This is a genomic window from Bacillus silvicola (assembly GCF_050524305.1).
Classification (GTDB): Bacteria; Bacillota; Bacilli; order Bacillales; family Bacillaceae_G; genus Bacillus_A; species Bacillus_A cereus_AT.
Genome location: NZ_JBNGVC010000002.1, coordinates 151,094 through 165,469 on the forward strand (window position 1 = coordinate 151,094; position 14,376 = coordinate 165,469).

Genomic DNA, 14,376 nt, shown 5'->3' on the forward strand with positions numbered 1-14,376 from the left:
ATGAAAAAAGTATTAGTTGTATGTGGAAATGGATTAGGAAGTAGTTTTATTATAGAAATGAATGTAAAGAAAATATTAACTGAACTTGGTTTGCAAGCTGAAGTTTCTCATACGGATTTAGCATCAAGTAAATCAGAACAAGCAGATCTATATTTAGGTGCGAAAGATATCATTTGCAACCTTGAAGATGGTACTCGCACAGTTGCTGGATTAACAAACATTCTAGATTTAAATGAAATTAAAGAGGCATTACAAAAACACCTGATGTAGAAACAGTGAAAGGGGAGTAGTGCTATGTTTGATTTAATAATGAAGGATATTTTGGGACAGCCTGCAATATTAGTTGGATTGTTTGCTATGTGTGGTTTACTATTGCAAAAAAAGAATTTTGCAGATACAGTTTCAGGAACATTAAAAACAATTATGGGCTTCGTCGTTTTAGGAGGCGGAGCCACTATATTAATAGGAGCTTTAGATGTTTTTGGTAAAATATTTGATAAAGCATTCCATATTAAAGGGATTATTCCAAATAACGAAGCAGTTGTTGCGATAGCACAGCAAACTTTAGGAACAGAAACGGCATTAATTATGGTATTTGGGATGATTGCTAATTTACTAATTGCACGATTTACAAGATTTAAATATGTATTTTTAACCGGTCATCATACCTTATTCATGGCATGTTTAATTTCAGCTGTATTTTCAACTACAGGGATGAAAGGCGCTTCACTAGTTATTATTGGATCCATTATTCTAGGATTACTTATGGTCATTTTTCCAGCCCTACTTCAACCGTATGTTAGAAAAATTACGGGAATGGATGATATCGCAATTGGTCATTTCGGTTCAGTTGGGTATTTAGCAGCAGGATTTGTTGGTAGTAAATTTGGGAATAAGGAAAAATCTACAGAACAAATTAAAGTACCGAAGTCATTAGGTTTTTTACGTGATACATCAGTTTCTATGTCATTAACAATGGCTATTTTATTCTTTATTGTTGCACCATTTGCTGGGAAAAACTTTATCGAAACAGAATTAAGTAACGGACAAAATTATCTCGTGTATTCATTCATGCAAGCAATTACATTTGCTGCGGGTGTATATATTATTCTAGCTGGTGTCCGTATGTTGATTGCAGAAATTGTCCCCGCATTTAAAGGGATAGCAGATAAACTTGTACCAAACGCCAAACCAGCATTAGATTGTCCAACAATCTTTCCATTCGCGCCAAATGCAGTTATTATTGGTTTTTTAATAAGTTTTATTGCTGGATTACTATCTATGTTTATTCTTCCGTTTATCGGCTTAAGTGTAATAGTGCCAGGATTAATCCCTCATTTCTTCACAGGGGCAACAGCTGCTGTATTTGGAAATGCAACTGGAGGAAGACGAGGAGCAATACTTGGAGCTTTTGTAAATGGGTTATTAATCTCATTCCTACCAGCCATATTACTACCTATATTAGGTGGATTAGGATTTGAAAATACAACATTCGGTGATTCTGACTTTGCTGTTGTTGGTATTTTAATTAGTGAGATTGCAAAATTGCTAGGAAATATTTTCTAAAGAATAGATAATAAAAAGACTTGAATTCATAATTAGAATTCAAGTCTTTTTATTAAATGTAAATATTATACTGTAAGACAGTGAGGGAATTTGAATAAAGGAAATAGGGATTGGTTTGAAAAAAATGTGTTATGATTGTATTGTTTGTAAAACTTTTTGATTTTCCTTGAGGATCAATATTGAAACAGAAAAGTATATTTTTAAAATAGGGTAAAATAAAAGGAGTCTATGCATGAATTTTCAAAATGAAAAAATATCACTACATTTAGAGGTTGTAAATTACCAATATAAAGATGCAAAAGACGAGTGTGATAGAAATTGGCTAAGAGTAAAGGCGAAACTATCAGAAGAAAATAAAGTTTTTGAAACGATGGATCCTTTTTTACAAACTTACGACTTACAGTACATGATAAAATGGTTTGAATCTTTACCAAACCCTACATATAACGAACTAGATTTCATAGAACCAAATTTAGCGTTTGAATTTATGGGGGAAAAATCAGGGGAGTTTAACATTGTTATTCGCTTATCGCTGGAACTTAACCCCGCATGGTGTAAGGAAGAAGAGTACGAATTTTCTATCGGTATAACTCAAGAGGATAGAGAGAATATTATTCGTTCTATAGAAGAGCAACAAAGGAAATTCCCAAAACGATAAAAAAAGACTTGATAACCTACAAGAGGGAATCAAGTCTTTTTATTACATACGATTATCATGCCAGAAGTTTAATGGGAAGTGTTCGTTCTCATTATAAGCTTCTAATTCATATCCTTTTTCTTTCAATCCTTTAATTATACCAGGTATTGCTTTTACTGATTGTGGATGAATATCGTGCATTAGAATAACTTCTGTTGGGTTTGTAGCACCATGTAGAACGTTTTCTACGATTTTAGCAGATGCAGCGTCTACTGGCATTTTGTTGTATTTCCAGTCTAATGAATCAATTGTCCAGTCCCAAACTTTTAAACCATTTTCGACAACTTTGTTGCGAAGGGCTTCATTTAATCCTGGCATTGAGCCGTAAGCAGGGCGTGTTAATACTGGTGATTTTCCTAGAACACCAGCGATTAAGCCTTGGTCTTCTTTCATTTCATCAACGTAATGACCTTCTGTGTAAAGCTTCTTGTAGTTATGGGTCATACTGTGCATCCCAACATAGTGGCCTTCAGCATTTTCACGTTTTACAAGATCAGGGAAAGCTTTCACATTTGAACCAATTAGGAAGAATGTTGCTTTTGCATTTTCACTCTTTAACATATCTAAAAGCTCAGCTGTGTATTTTCCAGGACCATCGTCAAATGTTAAGTAAGCGACTTTTCTAACTTGCCCGTTATAGTGCTTTGGAGCTTCTTTCGGTGCAAGGGACGTTTGAATTTCACTTACAAGTTGAACAGATTTCGCTTCATCCTCTGTACTTGCTAGAGCGATATGTGTTGATCCATAAGCAGCTTCGTATGTAAATAATACCCCAGCGCAAATCAACAGAGCCCTTTTCACTAAAGTTGTCATCCGAATTCCATTGTGCATAATTTTCCTACTCTCTATAAAAGTTCTACTCTACTATATTAGCAATTTTAGAGGGGGAAATGCAAAAAAACTTTTTTACAAACGCAAAAAAGTTTTTTAAAAAGTATGCAAGATTTCACGGTTTTGCAGGTTTGAAAAAATGAAAGAAGAATTAAATGAATGGAACTGTATGTAAAATGGTTCATTCATATTTTTTGTTTTAGAAAGGGAGGATAAGTATGAAAAAATTAGCTTGTTTACATGCTCATCATTCAAATATTGAATACATTGACCGAGTGTTGCAATCTTTTGAAATCGAAATACTCCATTTTGTAGATCCAATCTTATCACACAGACTAAAAATAGAACGAGAACAAGCACGAAATAATTTAAAAGATATTATAAAGTATATAGCTGAAAGTGATGTAGATACACTTTTAATAACTTGTACAGATTATATCACGTTATTAGATGAGGATTTCAAAATAGACATGCCTATATTGAAAATTGATGAGCCATTCTTTGAAATGATTTGTCAGGTTGAAGAGCCACAGACAATACTATTTACAAATAACCGTACTGTTTCAGGAACGATGGAACGTTTAAGAGCCTGTTTATAGTCTTATAAATATGTTAGGATGTATGCAAAAACAGGAGATGAGTGTATGTCTTATCCAAGTGATATCAGCCGTGAAAAATTCGAGATCATTCGTGAGGAACTAGAAACGTTTAGCAAACGCACAAGTCCGCGAAAGTATGACCTTTATGATGTGTTCAATGCACTACTCTATGTTCTGAGTACAGGCTGCCAGTGGCGTGCTTTACCAAAAGATTATCCCAAATGGCAAAATGTTTACCGCTACTATGCAAAATGGAGTAAATCCAATGCCGAAGGTAGTAGTCTATTAGAGACCTTATTAAAAAATTGTTGGGCAAATAAGGGAAGCAGTGAATCGCCCCAAAAGCTCTAGCTTTAATATTGTCGATGCCCAAAGTGTTAAGAATGCAGATACGGCTGAACAAAAAGGTTATGATGGTGGTAAGAAAGTTTCTGGTATTAAACGACATATCAGTGTAGATATTCTTGGATTTCCCCATGCAATCCATGTTACCACTGCCAATGTCACAGATCGAAAAGGCGCACTCGAAATGTACGAGCAATATCCTGAATTGAAAGAAACCATAGAAGCCATCCTCACGGATGGTGGGTACACAGGAGAAAAGTTTCAAAAAGAAATTCAAAAGCTATTGAATGCTGAAGTACAAGTTGCCAAGCGGTCCGAATTGCATCAATTTCAAGTGATCCCTAAAAGATGGATCGTAGAGCGCTCATTTGCTTGGTTAGAAAAATACAGACGATTGTTCAAAAATGTAGAGAGAAAACTAGAAACAAGTAAACAAATGGTTGTCCTAGGATTTCTCGCTATTTTAATAAAAAGATAAGACTATAAACAGGCTCTAAGACTATACGCTCAGCAGAATAATAAATCCATACAAGTAAAAGTAGAAGTGATAGAGGGGATATTTGAGTTAATTATGCAAGGCCGCAAAGAAGAGCATGATGCTAAATTAGAACAGTATTTATATGAAATTATGAAAGATAGAAACGAAATGTTTTCAGTTACACAATTATCAATGGTAGATGCTGCTACAAGGGTAGAAAATATAATAGGAAGGAACATAATAAATCCGTTGAATGCGCTAGTGGAGTATTGTATACAGAGTGCGAATGAACAACCGTGTGAAAAATAAAGAAGAGGATGTTTTTGATTTTAAAGAATATCGATGAAAATTTCACATACCGTATTTAAAAAATAAATATAGGAAAACCAAAAAATAATGTAGAATATATCGTACATACATATATGAAGTCAACATAAAACATAAAAGAGGTGGACCTATGTTACTTGAAGAAGTAATGCAGCAACTAAAAGAGTATGGGACAGAACAAACTCGTAAGACGTATAAAAACCATGGGGCGAAAGAGCCGTTATTTGGAGTTAGTTTTGCGAATTTAAAATTGTTAAAAAAGAAGATAAAAAAAGATCATGATTTAGCAATTTCATTATGGGAAACAAAAAATATGGATGCTATGACTTTAGCGACAATGATTTTAGATCCGAAGAAACTAACATCAGAACAGCTAAATAGGTGGGTTCAGGATGTTGATTATTATTGTTTAATGGACGTTTTTATGACAGCTATATGTACGTCGCCAATCGCGATAGAAAGAATGGAAGAATGGACAAAGTCTGATGATGAATGGATTGGAAGAGCTGGTTGGTCATTATTAGCGAATATTGCAATAAAAAATAAAACGTTAGACAATGACTTCTTCTTACCGTATTTAGAAGTGATTAAAGTTCATATACATAATGAAAAAAACAGAAAAAGAGAGGCAATGAATAGTGCATTAATTGCGATAGGGATTCGAAATGAAGCTTTAGAGCAACAAGCGATTGAAATTGCACGTGAAATTGGAAAAGTAGAAGTTGATCATGGTGCAACGTCATGTAAAACTCCAGATGCAGAACCATATATTAAAAAGGCACGAGAAAGAGCTGAAAAAAGGAAGGTAAAATAAGAAGGGGTAAGATTATGAAACCAATTGAAGCGGCACAAAACATAATTACATCAAAATTTTCGAAATGTGATGTTGCTTTACTAGGGGGAAGTGTTGCTAGAGGAGAGGCTACGAAAACATCTGACCTTGATATTGTAATATTCGACCACAGTTTGTCATCTTGTTATAGAGAATCTTTCTATAGTAATGGGTGGCCTGTTGAAGTATTTGTACATAATTTTGAAACGTATAAAACCTTTTTTAAAATGGATTGTGACCGCGGGAGACCTTCTTTACCGCAATTAGTATTAGAAGGGTTTGTTTTAAAAGGGAAAGTTGAAATTGTTGAGCGGTTAAAAAGAGAAGCGAATGATCTACTAATGAAGGGACCAGATAAATGGACTGAAGAAATGATGAAGCAGAAGCGCTATTTTATTACGGATGCTTTGGATGACCTGATTGGTGCAACAAAGAGAGAAGAAGAATTGTTTATCGCAAACTTATTAGCTGATTTAGTACATGAATATGTTTTGAGGGTAAATGGACAATGGCTTGGAAATTCAAAATGGTTCATTAAAGTGTTGAAAAGGTACGACGAAGTATATGCGGAGAAATTTGTTGTGGTTTTCGATCACTTTTATAAAACAGGTGAGAAAAAGGATTTAATCGCTTTTATAGAAAAAACGTTAGAAGAGTATGGGGGAAGAATGTTCGAAGGATTTTCTATAGGGAAATGAGAAGGGGTAGCAAAATGAATTTACCAATTGTTCAATTAAGAGAACTATCACTAGATGATGTAGAAGATCGGTACAGGTGGTCATTAGATACAGAAGTAACAAAACATTTAGTTGTACCAGATCAATATCCACCGTTCACTCGTGAAGATACGAGAAGGTGGATTGAAACGTGTATAAGTCGAAAGAATGGATATGAACAACGAGCTATTCTAACTGATAAGGGTATACACATTGGATGGGTAGATATTAAGAATTTCGATAAAACGAATAAAAATGCTGAACTAGGGATTGCCATTGGAAATAAAGAATATTGGGGTAAAGGATATGGAATGGCAGCTCTATACAGTATGTTACAAATTGGCTTTTCTGCATTCGAATTAGAAAAAATATGGCTACGAGTAGACGAAGATAATTTACAAGCTAGAAAGAGTTATGAAAAAGCAGGATTTGTTTGTGAAGGAATAATGAGAAATGATAGATTACGTCATGGTAAATTCATTCATCGCTATCGTTATAGTATGTTAAAAGAAGAATATCAATCTTTATTTAATAGTCTATAAAAATATTATGTAAACTTAAAGGGGATAGGGAATATGATTCGATTACTTACGAAAGTAGATGCGGAGCAATATTGGGAGTTACGCTTACAAGCATTACAAGTAAATCCAGAGGCGTTTATAACAACTTATGAAGAGGCAATCCGCCAGGAAAATCCTCTTGACCGAGTTGCAAGTAATTTAACATCTGCTAATAGTTGTACATTCGGTGCTTTTAATAAAGAAAATCAATTAATTGGAGTTGTCACTTTACTGACTGAAGAGAAAGAGGCATATAAGCATAAAGGTCATGTCGTTGCGATGTATGTAGATGCACAAAACAGGCGGAACGGATTGGCACGTGAGTTAATAGCAAATGCCATTCAAAGAGCGCGAGATATAAAACTAGAGCAATTAACCTTAGGTGTTGTGTCCACAAACGAACCAGCAAAAAAATTGTACAAATCAATGGGATTTAAAACGTATGCAATTGAAAAAAGAGCTATAAAGATGAATGGTGTGTATAGTGATGATGAAAATATGGTATTGTTTCTTTAAAGGATGGATATTATCATGAAAGATCTCCATTTAGAAAAAGATATGAACCCGCAAGTAGCGATCTTGTATGCAACAGTTCTTGATACATTTAAACGATTGCAAATTTTAGTAGAAGGTACAGAAGAGAACGAACTATCCTTTAAAGGGTCTGAAAATAATGAAAATAGTATAGGGCAACTACTTCAGCATTTAGCAGTTGTCGATTTACACTGGGTATATCGTTTAAGAGGAGAAGAAGTTCCACAGGTGCTTAAAAATAAATATGGGCCTATGTTGAATGAAATAGGGGAATTGCCAAGTTTAAGAAAAGATACATTGCAAGAATTAATGCAAGCTTATGAAGCTGTGCAACATATATTTTATGCGGAATGTATGAAACTAACAGAAAATGATTTAACCCGGGAAGTGTCCTATGAAAAGGGAGAAAGTGCGACTATAAGATGGGGAATATGGCATATAGCTGATCATAATCGGTACCATCAAGCACATATAAATCGATTGAGAAAATTATACAAAGAAAATCAATTACATATAATCTAAATGTAAGTGTGAAAAACTCCCCTTAATTAATAGATTAGGGGAGTTCGTTTTAAATTGGCTTTTGTTTCTTTTCTTCCCAAGTTAACATCAAATTTTTATGGTAGTCTTTTGGTTGCTCAATTAAATACCAGTAAATTATATGCGAAATTGTTGGCTGCCATTTTTTATGGCGTATTCTTATATTTTCGTGATGAGTATAGTGAGTGGAAACTACAGTCGCTTTTGTTTCTGGGAAACCGCTGTATACAATATCTTCTATCTCATACCAATAAACTTTATTCCCATCTAAATCAATTATTATACCTTCATCATCCCAATAAAAAACGGTGTTCTCTCCTCTTTTTTTCAAAAGATAAAAACCATAGTATAAAAAAAGGCCTGGGATGATTAAAATTAGAATACCAAGGAAGAAAAACTCATCTATTAAAGCTAAAATACAAATGAAAAGAAAAGAAAGTCCTGCAGCTAACATCATTAAGGTGAATACCATGGAAATTTTATATGTTTTCAATATGATCACATCCAAATAACTAATTTATTTCTTAAGTTAAAACTCTTCATCTGTACGATATGCACCGATCATTATGCATACAGCGGATATAAAATACATACACATTTCGATTAGCGTAATTCACGAAACGAATGCTGTAGCGGTTCACTTTAATGTTATTTTAATATATTGTATGATGAATTAAAACATTATTATTTTTATAAGTTAATATTCTGTTAAAAAATTTTGCATTCGAATAGATTGAAATTTATTTAATAAAAAAACTATTATAAGGGGTTTTATAATGAAAGCTATTGCAGTAGGGATATTGGCATCGTTTTTCTTTGCCTTTACCTTTGTGTTAAACCGATCGATGGACTTAGGGGGCGGGAGTTGGATTTGGAGTGCATCACTACGATATTACTTTATGGTTCCAATGCTATTACTTATTGTTATGTATAGAGGGAACTTAAAACAACTCTTTCAATATATGAAAAGTAATCCGAAAGAATGGCTATTATGGAGTATTGTAGGATTCGGTCTTTTTTATGCACCGCTAAGTTTCGCTGGAGCGTATGGGCCAGGGTGGCTTGTTGCATCAACATGGCAAATAACAATAGTTGCAGGGATTTTGTTAACACCATTTTTTGCGGTAGACCCATTACATAAAAAACTTCCAATGAAGGAATTAGTAATGTCAGGTATTATTTTATTTGGTGTTGTTCTTATGCAAGTAGAACACGCTTCTTCTTTAGGGATTCGTGAAACCATTTTATGTGTAGTTCCTGTACTCATTGCTGCGTTTGCATATCCACTTGGAAATAGAAAAATGATGCAAGTATGTAAGGGCGAATTAGATGTCTTCCAACGAGTTCTCGGTATGACATTAGCAAGTTTACCAGTTTGGTTTTTACTTTCTGGTTATGAAGTATCTACAAGCGGTTTACCGTCAAGTAGTCAAGTTTTTCAATGTTTTATTGTAGCGATTAGTTCAGGTTTAATTGCAACAGTATTATTTTTCTTTGCGACAGATCTTGTAAAAGATGATCCGCAAAAATTAGCAACAGTCGAGGCGACACAGTCTGGTGAAGTTTTATTTGCATTAGTAGGAGAGCTGATCTGGTTATCGGCTCCAATTCCGTCTTCTTTATCGTGGATTGGAATGAGTCTTGTAATTGTCGGAATGATACTTCATAGTTATGTAGCTGTAGTTGTGAAAAAAGAAGAGAAAATAACGGCATAAAAAGATTAGCTCTTTTTCACTAAAGAGCTAATTTTTTTTCATGAGAAAGGATGGAGATAGGATGTTACAACGTGTTGAGCATATAGAAATAGATTCCATTAAAAAAGTATTAAAGCATGCGACCGGTCCAAGTGAAGCAAGCTTAATTAAAGCAATTTCAATGTATAAAAATGATCAGGCAGTGCTATATAAATATGGGAGTAAGGGTTGTATAGGTATAGCGTTAATTTATACAAATAGAGCGAGAATGTGTCACATAGCTGTTGATGAAAAATATCGTAATCAAGGCATTGCACTTCAAATGATTAAAGAAATAATTAGGGAATATGAGTTAACATATATTGAGGCTGAGACAGATACAGAGGCAGTCGGATTTTACAAGAAATGTAACTTTAAGATTGAAAGCTTAGGAGAGAAATACCTGGGAGTAGAGAGGTTTTATTGTTATTTAGAGAATGAATAAAATACATAGCTCATCATTTGTGATGGGCTATTTCATATTAGTATAAATTAAGATCGCTAGATTGAAAGTTTTTCATTGCGTTCACTTTTTTATATTTATTTCAAATTAATATACCATAATTTAACTGTTTTCGATATGATAAAAACGACAGACGTATAGTAATCGGAATGATTAAGTTAAAAATTAAGAAAAATATGATAATATATGTATGTATTAGTTTAAAGCAAAATGGGGGAACAATCGTGAAAATGAATGAAATAGTGGCGAGTACAAAACTTCCAAATACAATCGAAACAATTACAAACGATTTAAAAACCTTAGGGATAGAAAAAGGAATGACAGTTATTGTTCATTCATCATTAAGTTCAATCGGTTGGATATCTGGTGGGGCAGTTGCCGTAGTAGAAGCGTTAATGAAAGTTGTTACAGAAGAAGGAACGATAATTATGCCAACCCAATCTTCAGATTTATCCGATCCAAAACATTGGTCAAGACCACCTGTACCAGAAGACTGGTGGCAAATTATCCGGGATAATGTCCCCGCATTTGACCCACGTATAACACCAACAAGGGCAATGGGAAAAGTAGTTGAATGTTTTCGTACATATCCGAATGTATTGCGCAGTAATCATCCGCTAAGTAGTTTTGCAGCATGGGGGAAACATGCTGAGGAAATTATAGCAAATCATTCACTTTCCATAAGTTTTGGGGAAGAATCGCCCTTACGAAAAATATATGATTTAGATGGATACATATTATTACTTGGTGTCGGATACGACTCCAATACGTCCATACATTTATCTGAGGTACGTACAGGTGCACGCGAGTTAATAAAGGTAGGAGCGCCTATTATAGAAGCAGGTGTAAGAGTATGGAAAGAGTTCGTTGAAATGGATTACGATTCTGACACGTTTGTAGAAATCGGAATTGAACACGAACGGAAAGGAACAGTTACGCGTGGGAAGATAGGGAATGCGACGTGCCGTTTTATGAGACAACGCGATGCAGTTGACTTTGGAACAGAGTGGTTTCGTGCGAAAAATCAGTAAGGGATGGTTAAGATGAAGGGGAAAAAAGTATTAATTACGAGCGGCGGTTGCCTAGAAAAATGGGATCAAGTACGTGGACATACAAATTTAGCAAAAGGTACAATTGGAAGAATTATTGCAGAAGAGCTAATGACAAAAGGAGCAAATGTAATATATTTGCATGGCTATTTCGCTGAGAAGCCAATGGATGTAAATGACCAATTAGAATTGCACCCATTTGAGGGGATTATTGATTTACAAGATAAGATGAAAAGTATTATTACACATGAAAAAGTTGATGCGGTTATTATGGCTGCTGCTGGCTCAGATTGGGTTGTCGAAAAGATTTGTGATCAAGATGGAAATATTCTTAATATGAACGGAAAGATTTCGAGTGACATCGCTCCAATTATTCATTTTAAAAAAGCACCAAAAGTATTAAAACAAATAAAGAGTTGGGATCCAGAAACGATACTCGTTGGCTTTAAACTGGAAAGTGACGTAAATGAAGCAGAACTTATTGAAAGAGCAAGCAAAAGGATGGAAGATGCGAAAGCAAGTATAATGATAGCGAACTCACCGCATTCTTTATATTCTCGCGGCGCTGTACATCATGTTATCGGACAAGAGGGCAACGTGAAGTTATGTAATGGGAAAGATGAAACTGCAAAAGAAATTATCAATATGTTAGAGCATTTATGTAATCGTATCACTTCTATGTAAATTTAAGCTTTTAGAAAGAGATGCAGTCGCATAGTATGTAATGGAGTTAATATTAAATTAGTGAGGGAACTTCTCCCTTACTGATTATTAAATCGAATCAACGGAATAGGCTATTAGCTGCTCGTAAATGTGTAATACATGTTATATGCATAATGAACATTTTGTGAGGAGTGGATTTTATGGAACATTTATTGAAGCAAGCTATTAAACTTAGAAATGAAAAGAAATATGCACAGTCTAAAGAGATACTTATAGGGTTAACAAATTTTACGAGGGATGCAGAAGTACTATATCAATGCGCCTGGATACATGATGTAATGGGTCTTGAAACGGAGGCTGTTCCGTATTATGAACAGGCAATCGCGAACGGACTTGATGGTGAATCCCTTTGCGGTGCGTATATCGGTCTTGGCAGTACGTATCGTTGTATAGGGGAGTATGATAAAGCGATTACTGTATTAGAAGCAGGGATAAAGAAGTTCCCGGAAAATGACGTGATGAAAGTGTTTTTATCACTAGCAAAATACAACGTAAACGATCATGAATCCGCGATGAAATTATTGCTGGAAGCGGTCGTAAAAGTAGAGGAAGTAAAAGAATTTGAACGTGCCATTTTATTTTATAAAGACCATTTAAATGAGGTTTTTGAATAGAGGTGTGAACGTATGAATGTCACCATATCTCGGAAGAGAAGGGGTGTTTGGTTTGGGCTTGTATCTTTAATTATGTTGTCAAACTATTTATTGTATGCCCTTCCAATTGTACCGGCTGCTCCGAAAGAAGTAGTGCTTGGTTCGTTATTAGATTTTATGTTTGTAATTCCAGTCATCACATATTTCTTTATTATACGAAAAAGGTATTCGTTAACGTATATGTTTCCTGTAGTTATAGCAGGATACGTGTTCGCAAGATTTATAATTCCTAGTGATTATTTACAAGCTTTTTCATTTGTTTCGTATGTAATAGTTGCTGGAGAAATTTTGTTTGTATGTTTTGAACTGCTTCTGATATATAAAATTATTAGAGTTCTACCTAAAATAATAAAACGATATAAAGAATATAGAAGTGAGTATTCTTCATTTTCTTATGCGATTGATCAAGCATTTGATGATACTATGAAAAGAAGTAAGTCAGTAAATATCATTCTTACTGAGTGTAAATTATTCTATTATGCTTTTTTATCGTGGCGTGTAAAAGTATCAGAAAGTGAATTCACATACTCATATCATAAAAAGACCGGTGCAATAGGTGTTTATATCATGATTATTCATGCAACTGTAATTGAAAGTATCGGTTTTCATTATTTACTTCATCAATGGAATCCAGTCATAGCTTGGATTTTACTTATTTTAAACATATATGCGATGTTTTATTTTTTAGCTGAAATACAAGCGATGCGTAAAAATCCAATTATCGTTGCGGAAGAAAAAGTAATTATTCAAATTGGATTAGGAAAGAAAATCGTTATACCATTTGCACAAATTGATAACATTGCATTTTATAAAGGTGAACTTTTAAAGAAAGAAGAAGAGAAAGAGGCTCTTGATGCAACTGTTATGGAATTTATAAAGGAACCTGCAACTTTTGAAATAACGTTAAAAGAACCAATTAAAGCGCAGTTGTTATATGGATTTTCTAAAACAGTGAGTCGTGTGCATTTAAATGTGGATGAGGAAAGAAAATTTTATGATGCGGTTACTGAAAGGTTAAAACATATGAATGGTGGATAGTGAAAAACTCCTTCTAAATAAGAAGGAGTTTTATTGTGTAATTGTAGGCCATACACTTCTTTATCACTATATAAAGGGATATAATTAAGAATAGAAATAGCATAAGGGGAAACAAAAAATGAATAAATTACGGACGCCTAAAAGTGAAATTATAGAAAGGAAAATTCGGTATGACTCAACAATAATAGATCACAATTGCTTAATACTTGAAAAGAAATCTCAAAGTATCATGTTATTTCATGAGGTTCAGTATTCATTTACGATGAATACAAATGATTCGAGTTTAACAATCCCAAAAGGAAGTTACACCATTGCATACTACTGGGAAAATCGTCCGTACAATTTATACATATGGAGAGATAAGAACGGAATGTATTTAGGCTCTTATTTTAATATTGTAAAAAATACGCACATAACAGACGAACTAGTGTCATTTGAAGACTTAATTATTGATATTTTGGTACTTCCAAGTGGAGAATACTATATATTAGATGAAGATGAATTACCTGAGCCCTTAGAGAATTTTGAAGGTGGCTATGTGGATGAAGCTCTTTATGTTTTAAAGGAAATAATTCAAAAGTCGCTTCCTCAAATGATTGTAGAGACAGAAATGGTGCAGCTAAAATAAAGTTTAATCGATTTGAAAAGAAAATACGTGTTTAATGAGAATGAGTAGTCTCAAGTTATATGAT

At 34.0% G+C, this 14,376-nt stretch carries 18 protein-coding genes and 2 pseudogenes; 18 read left to right on the top strand and 2 right to left on the bottom strand.

Features of this window, described 5'->3' with window-relative positions:
- From ACP6L7_RS07690 to ACP6L7_RS07700, 3 genes are all read left to right on the top strand, one after another.
- The gene (locus ACP6L7_RS07690; protein WP_002161414.1) at positions 1 to 270 is read left to right on the top strand and encodes a PTS sugar transporter subunit IIB; all 270 of its coding nucleotides are present in this window, start codon (positions 1 to 3) and stop codon (positions 268 to 270) included.
- A 24-nt stretch (positions 271 to 294) separates the two neighbouring features.
- Positions 295 to 1,566, top strand: a complete 1,272-nt coding sequence (ulaA, locus tag ACP6L7_RS07695; RefSeq protein ID WP_097830446.1) for a PTS ascorbate transporter subunit IIC — start codon at positions 295 to 297, stop codon at positions 1,564 to 1,566.
- Between the two features lie 232 nt (positions 1,567 to 1,798).
- Complete coding sequence (locus tag ACP6L7_RS07700; protein ID WP_097830447.1) at positions 1,799 to 2,224, top strand: WapI family immunity protein; 426 nt, start codon at positions 1,799 to 1,801, stop codon at positions 2,222 to 2,224.
- Between the two features lie 42 nt (positions 2,225 to 2,266).
- On the opposite strand, the gene ACP6L7_RS07705 is transcribed toward ACP6L7_RS07700, so the two are convergent.
- Positions 2,267 to 3,094, bottom strand: a complete 828-nt coding sequence (locus tag ACP6L7_RS07705) for a peptidoglycan-N-acetylglucosamine deacetylase (RefSeq protein WP_097830448.1) — start codon at positions 3,092 to 3,094, stop codon at positions 2,267 to 2,269.
- A 218-nt stretch (positions 3,095 to 3,312) separates the two neighbouring features.
- Between ACP6L7_RS07705 and ACP6L7_RS07710 the strand changes: the two are divergent.
- The 8 genes and pseudogenes from ACP6L7_RS07710 to ACP6L7_RS07745 all read left to right on the top strand — a co-directional run.
- A pseudogene (locus ACP6L7_RS07710) lies at positions 3,313 to 3,681 on the top strand (hypothetical protein); the annotation flags it as partial.
- 57 nt (positions 3,682 to 3,738) lie between these two features.
- Positions 3,739 to 4,516 (top strand): IS5 family transposase gene (locus ACP6L7_RS07715; RefSeq protein ID WP_430529017.1). Its coding sequence is split into 2 segments (ribosomal slippage): positions 3,739 to 4,001 and positions 4,000 to 4,516, totalling 780 coding nucleotides; the frame shifts between segments, so codons are not numbered across the junction.
- 9 nt (positions 4,517 to 4,525) lie between these two features.
- A pseudogene (locus ACP6L7_RS07720) lies at positions 4,526 to 4,825 on the top strand (hypothetical protein); the annotation flags it as partial.
- 148 nt (positions 4,826 to 4,973) lie between these two features.
- Positions 4,974 to 5,657: a DNA alkylation repair protein gene (locus ACP6L7_RS07725; RefSeq protein ID WP_097830450.1), complete on the top strand. Its 684-nt coding sequence runs from the start codon at positions 4,974 to 4,976 to the stop codon at positions 5,655 to 5,657.
- A gap of 14 nt (positions 5,658 to 5,671) precedes the next feature.
- On the top strand, positions 5,672 to 6,373 hold the full coding sequence (locus ACP6L7_RS07730) for a nucleotidyltransferase domain-containing protein (RefSeq protein ID WP_097830451.1): 702 nt from the start codon (positions 5,672 to 5,674) through the stop codon (positions 6,371 to 6,373).
- Between the two features lie 14 nt (positions 6,374 to 6,387).
- Entirely contained in the window at positions 6,388 to 6,933 is a 546-nt protein-coding gene (locus ACP6L7_RS07735; RefSeq protein WP_097830452.1) for a GNAT family N-acetyltransferase, read from the top strand.
- Between the two features lie 33 nt (positions 6,934 to 6,966).
- Positions 6,967 to 7,467 (top strand): GNAT family N-acetyltransferase, encoded by a 501-nt coding sequence (locus ACP6L7_RS07740; RefSeq protein WP_097830453.1) that lies wholly within the window; start codon positions 6,967 to 6,969, stop codon positions 7,465 to 7,467.
- Positions 7,468 to 7,482: 15 nt separating this feature from the next.
- The gene (locus ACP6L7_RS07745) at positions 7,483 to 8,007 is read left to right on the top strand and encodes a DinB family protein (protein ID WP_097830454.1); all 525 of its coding nucleotides are present in this window, start codon (positions 7,483 to 7,485) and stop codon (positions 8,005 to 8,007) included.
- Between the two features lie 49 nt (positions 8,008 to 8,056).
- Here the strand turns inward: ACP6L7_RS07745 and ACP6L7_RS07750 are convergent, their stop codons facing one another.
- A complete protein-coding gene (locus ACP6L7_RS07750; RefSeq protein ID WP_240523187.1) occupies positions 8,057 to 8,527 on the bottom strand; it encodes a hypothetical protein in 471 nt (156 codons plus the stop codon).
- Between the two features lie 274 nt (positions 8,528 to 8,801).
- Here ACP6L7_RS07750 and ACP6L7_RS07755 point away from each other — a divergent pair, with 274 nt between their 5' ends.
- From ACP6L7_RS07755 to ACP6L7_RS07785, 7 genes are all read left to right on the top strand, one after another.
- Positions 8,802 to 9,740 carry a DMT family transporter gene (locus tag ACP6L7_RS07755; RefSeq protein ID WP_097830456.1) on the top strand — a complete coding sequence of 313 codons (939 nt, stop codon included), beginning with the start codon at positions 8,802 to 8,804 and terminating at the stop codon, positions 9,738 to 9,740.
- 61 nt (positions 9,741 to 9,801) lie between these two features.
- A complete protein-coding gene (locus ACP6L7_RS07760) occupies positions 9,802 to 10,203 on the top strand; it encodes a GNAT family N-acetyltransferase (protein WP_097830457.1) in 402 nt (133 codons plus the stop codon).
- A 248-nt stretch (positions 10,204 to 10,451) separates the two neighbouring features.
- Positions 10,452 to 11,252 (top strand): AAC(3) family N-acetyltransferase, encoded by an 801-nt coding sequence (locus ACP6L7_RS07765; protein WP_141533399.1) that lies wholly within the window; start codon positions 10,452 to 10,454, stop codon positions 11,250 to 11,252.
- Between the two features lie 12 nt (positions 11,253 to 11,264).
- Entirely contained in the window at positions 11,265 to 11,954 is a 690-nt protein-coding gene (locus tag ACP6L7_RS07770) for a phosphopantothenoylcysteine decarboxylase domain-containing protein (RefSeq protein WP_071772846.1), read from the top strand.
- Positions 11,955 to 12,133: 179 nt separating this feature from the next.
- Complete coding sequence (locus tag ACP6L7_RS07775; protein WP_128854333.1) at positions 12,134 to 12,607, top strand: tetratricopeptide repeat protein; 474 nt, start codon at positions 12,134 to 12,136, stop codon at positions 12,605 to 12,607.
- A 12-nt stretch (positions 12,608 to 12,619) separates the two neighbouring features.
- Positions 12,620 to 13,684: a hypothetical protein gene (locus tag ACP6L7_RS07780; RefSeq protein WP_097830460.1), complete on the top strand. Its 1,065-nt coding sequence runs from the start codon at positions 12,620 to 12,622 to the stop codon at positions 13,682 to 13,684.
- Between the two features lie 118 nt (positions 13,685 to 13,802).
- Positions 13,803 to 14,312 carry a ribonuclease FAU-1 family protein gene (locus ACP6L7_RS07785; RefSeq protein WP_097830461.1) on the top strand — a complete coding sequence of 170 codons (510 nt, stop codon included), beginning with the start codon at positions 13,803 to 13,805 and terminating at the stop codon, positions 14,310 to 14,312.
- Positions 14,313 to 14,376 lie beyond the last annotated feature (64 nt).

Excerpts from the sequence above, each read along its gene's own strand:
- ACP6L7_RS07705 (WP_097830448.1), bottom strand. The coding sequence starts at position 3,094 with ATGCACAATGGAATTCGGATGACAACTTTAGTGAAAAGGGCTCTGTTG.
- ACP6L7_RS07690 (WP_002161414.1), top strand. The coding sequence starts at position 1 with ATGAAAAAAGTATTAGTTGTATGTGGAAATGGATTAGGAAGTAGTTTT.
- ACP6L7_RS07770 (WP_071772846.1), top strand. The coding sequence starts at position 11,265 with ATGAAGGGGAAAAAAGTATTAATTACGAGCGGCGGTTGCCTAGAAAAA.
- ACP6L7_RS07755 (WP_097830456.1), top strand. The coding sequence starts at position 8,802 with ATGAAAGCTATTGCAGTAGGGATATTGGCATCGTTTTTCTTTGCCTTT.
- ACP6L7_RS07785 (WP_097830461.1), top strand. The coding sequence starts at position 13,803 with ATGAATAAATTACGGACGCCTAAAAGTGAAATTATAGAAAGGAAAATT.
- ACP6L7_RS07725 (WP_097830450.1), top strand. The coding sequence starts at position 4,974 with ATGTTACTTGAAGAAGTAATGCAGCAACTAAAAGAGTATGGGACAGAA.
- ACP6L7_RS07765 (WP_141533399.1), top strand. The coding sequence starts at position 10,452 with ATGAATGAAATAGTGGCGAGTACAAAACTTCCAAATACAATCGAAACA.
- ACP6L7_RS07740 (WP_097830453.1), top strand. The coding sequence starts at position 6,967 with ATGATTCGATTACTTACGAAAGTAGATGCGGAGCAATATTGGGAGTTA.
- ACP6L7_RS07730 (WP_097830451.1), top strand. The coding sequence starts at position 5,672 with ATGAAACCAATTGAAGCGGCACAAAACATAATTACATCAAAATTTTCG.
- ACP6L7_RS07780 (WP_097830460.1), top strand. The coding sequence starts at position 12,620 with ATGAATGTCACCATATCTCGGAAGAGAAGGGGTGTTTGGTTTGGGCTT.
- ACP6L7_RS07775 (WP_128854333.1), top strand. The coding sequence starts at position 12,134 with ATGGAACATTTATTGAAGCAAGCTATTAAACTTAGAAATGAAAAGAAA.
- ACP6L7_RS07735 (WP_097830452.1), top strand. The coding sequence starts at position 6,388 with ATGAATTTACCAATTGTTCAATTAAGAGAACTATCACTAGATGATGTA.
- ACP6L7_RS07745 (WP_097830454.1), top strand. The coding sequence starts at position 7,483 with ATGAAAGATCTCCATTTAGAAAAAGATATGAACCCGCAAGTAGCGATC.
- ACP6L7_RS07760 (WP_097830457.1), top strand. The coding sequence starts at position 9,802 with ATGTTACAACGTGTTGAGCATATAGAAATAGATTCCATTAAAAAAGTA.
- ulaA (WP_097830446.1), top strand. The coding sequence starts at position 295 with ATGTTTGATTTAATAATGAAGGATATTTTGGGACAGCCTGCAATATTA.
- ACP6L7_RS07700 (WP_097830447.1), top strand. The coding sequence starts at position 1,799 with ATGAATTTTCAAAATGAAAAAATATCACTACATTTAGAGGTTGTAAAT.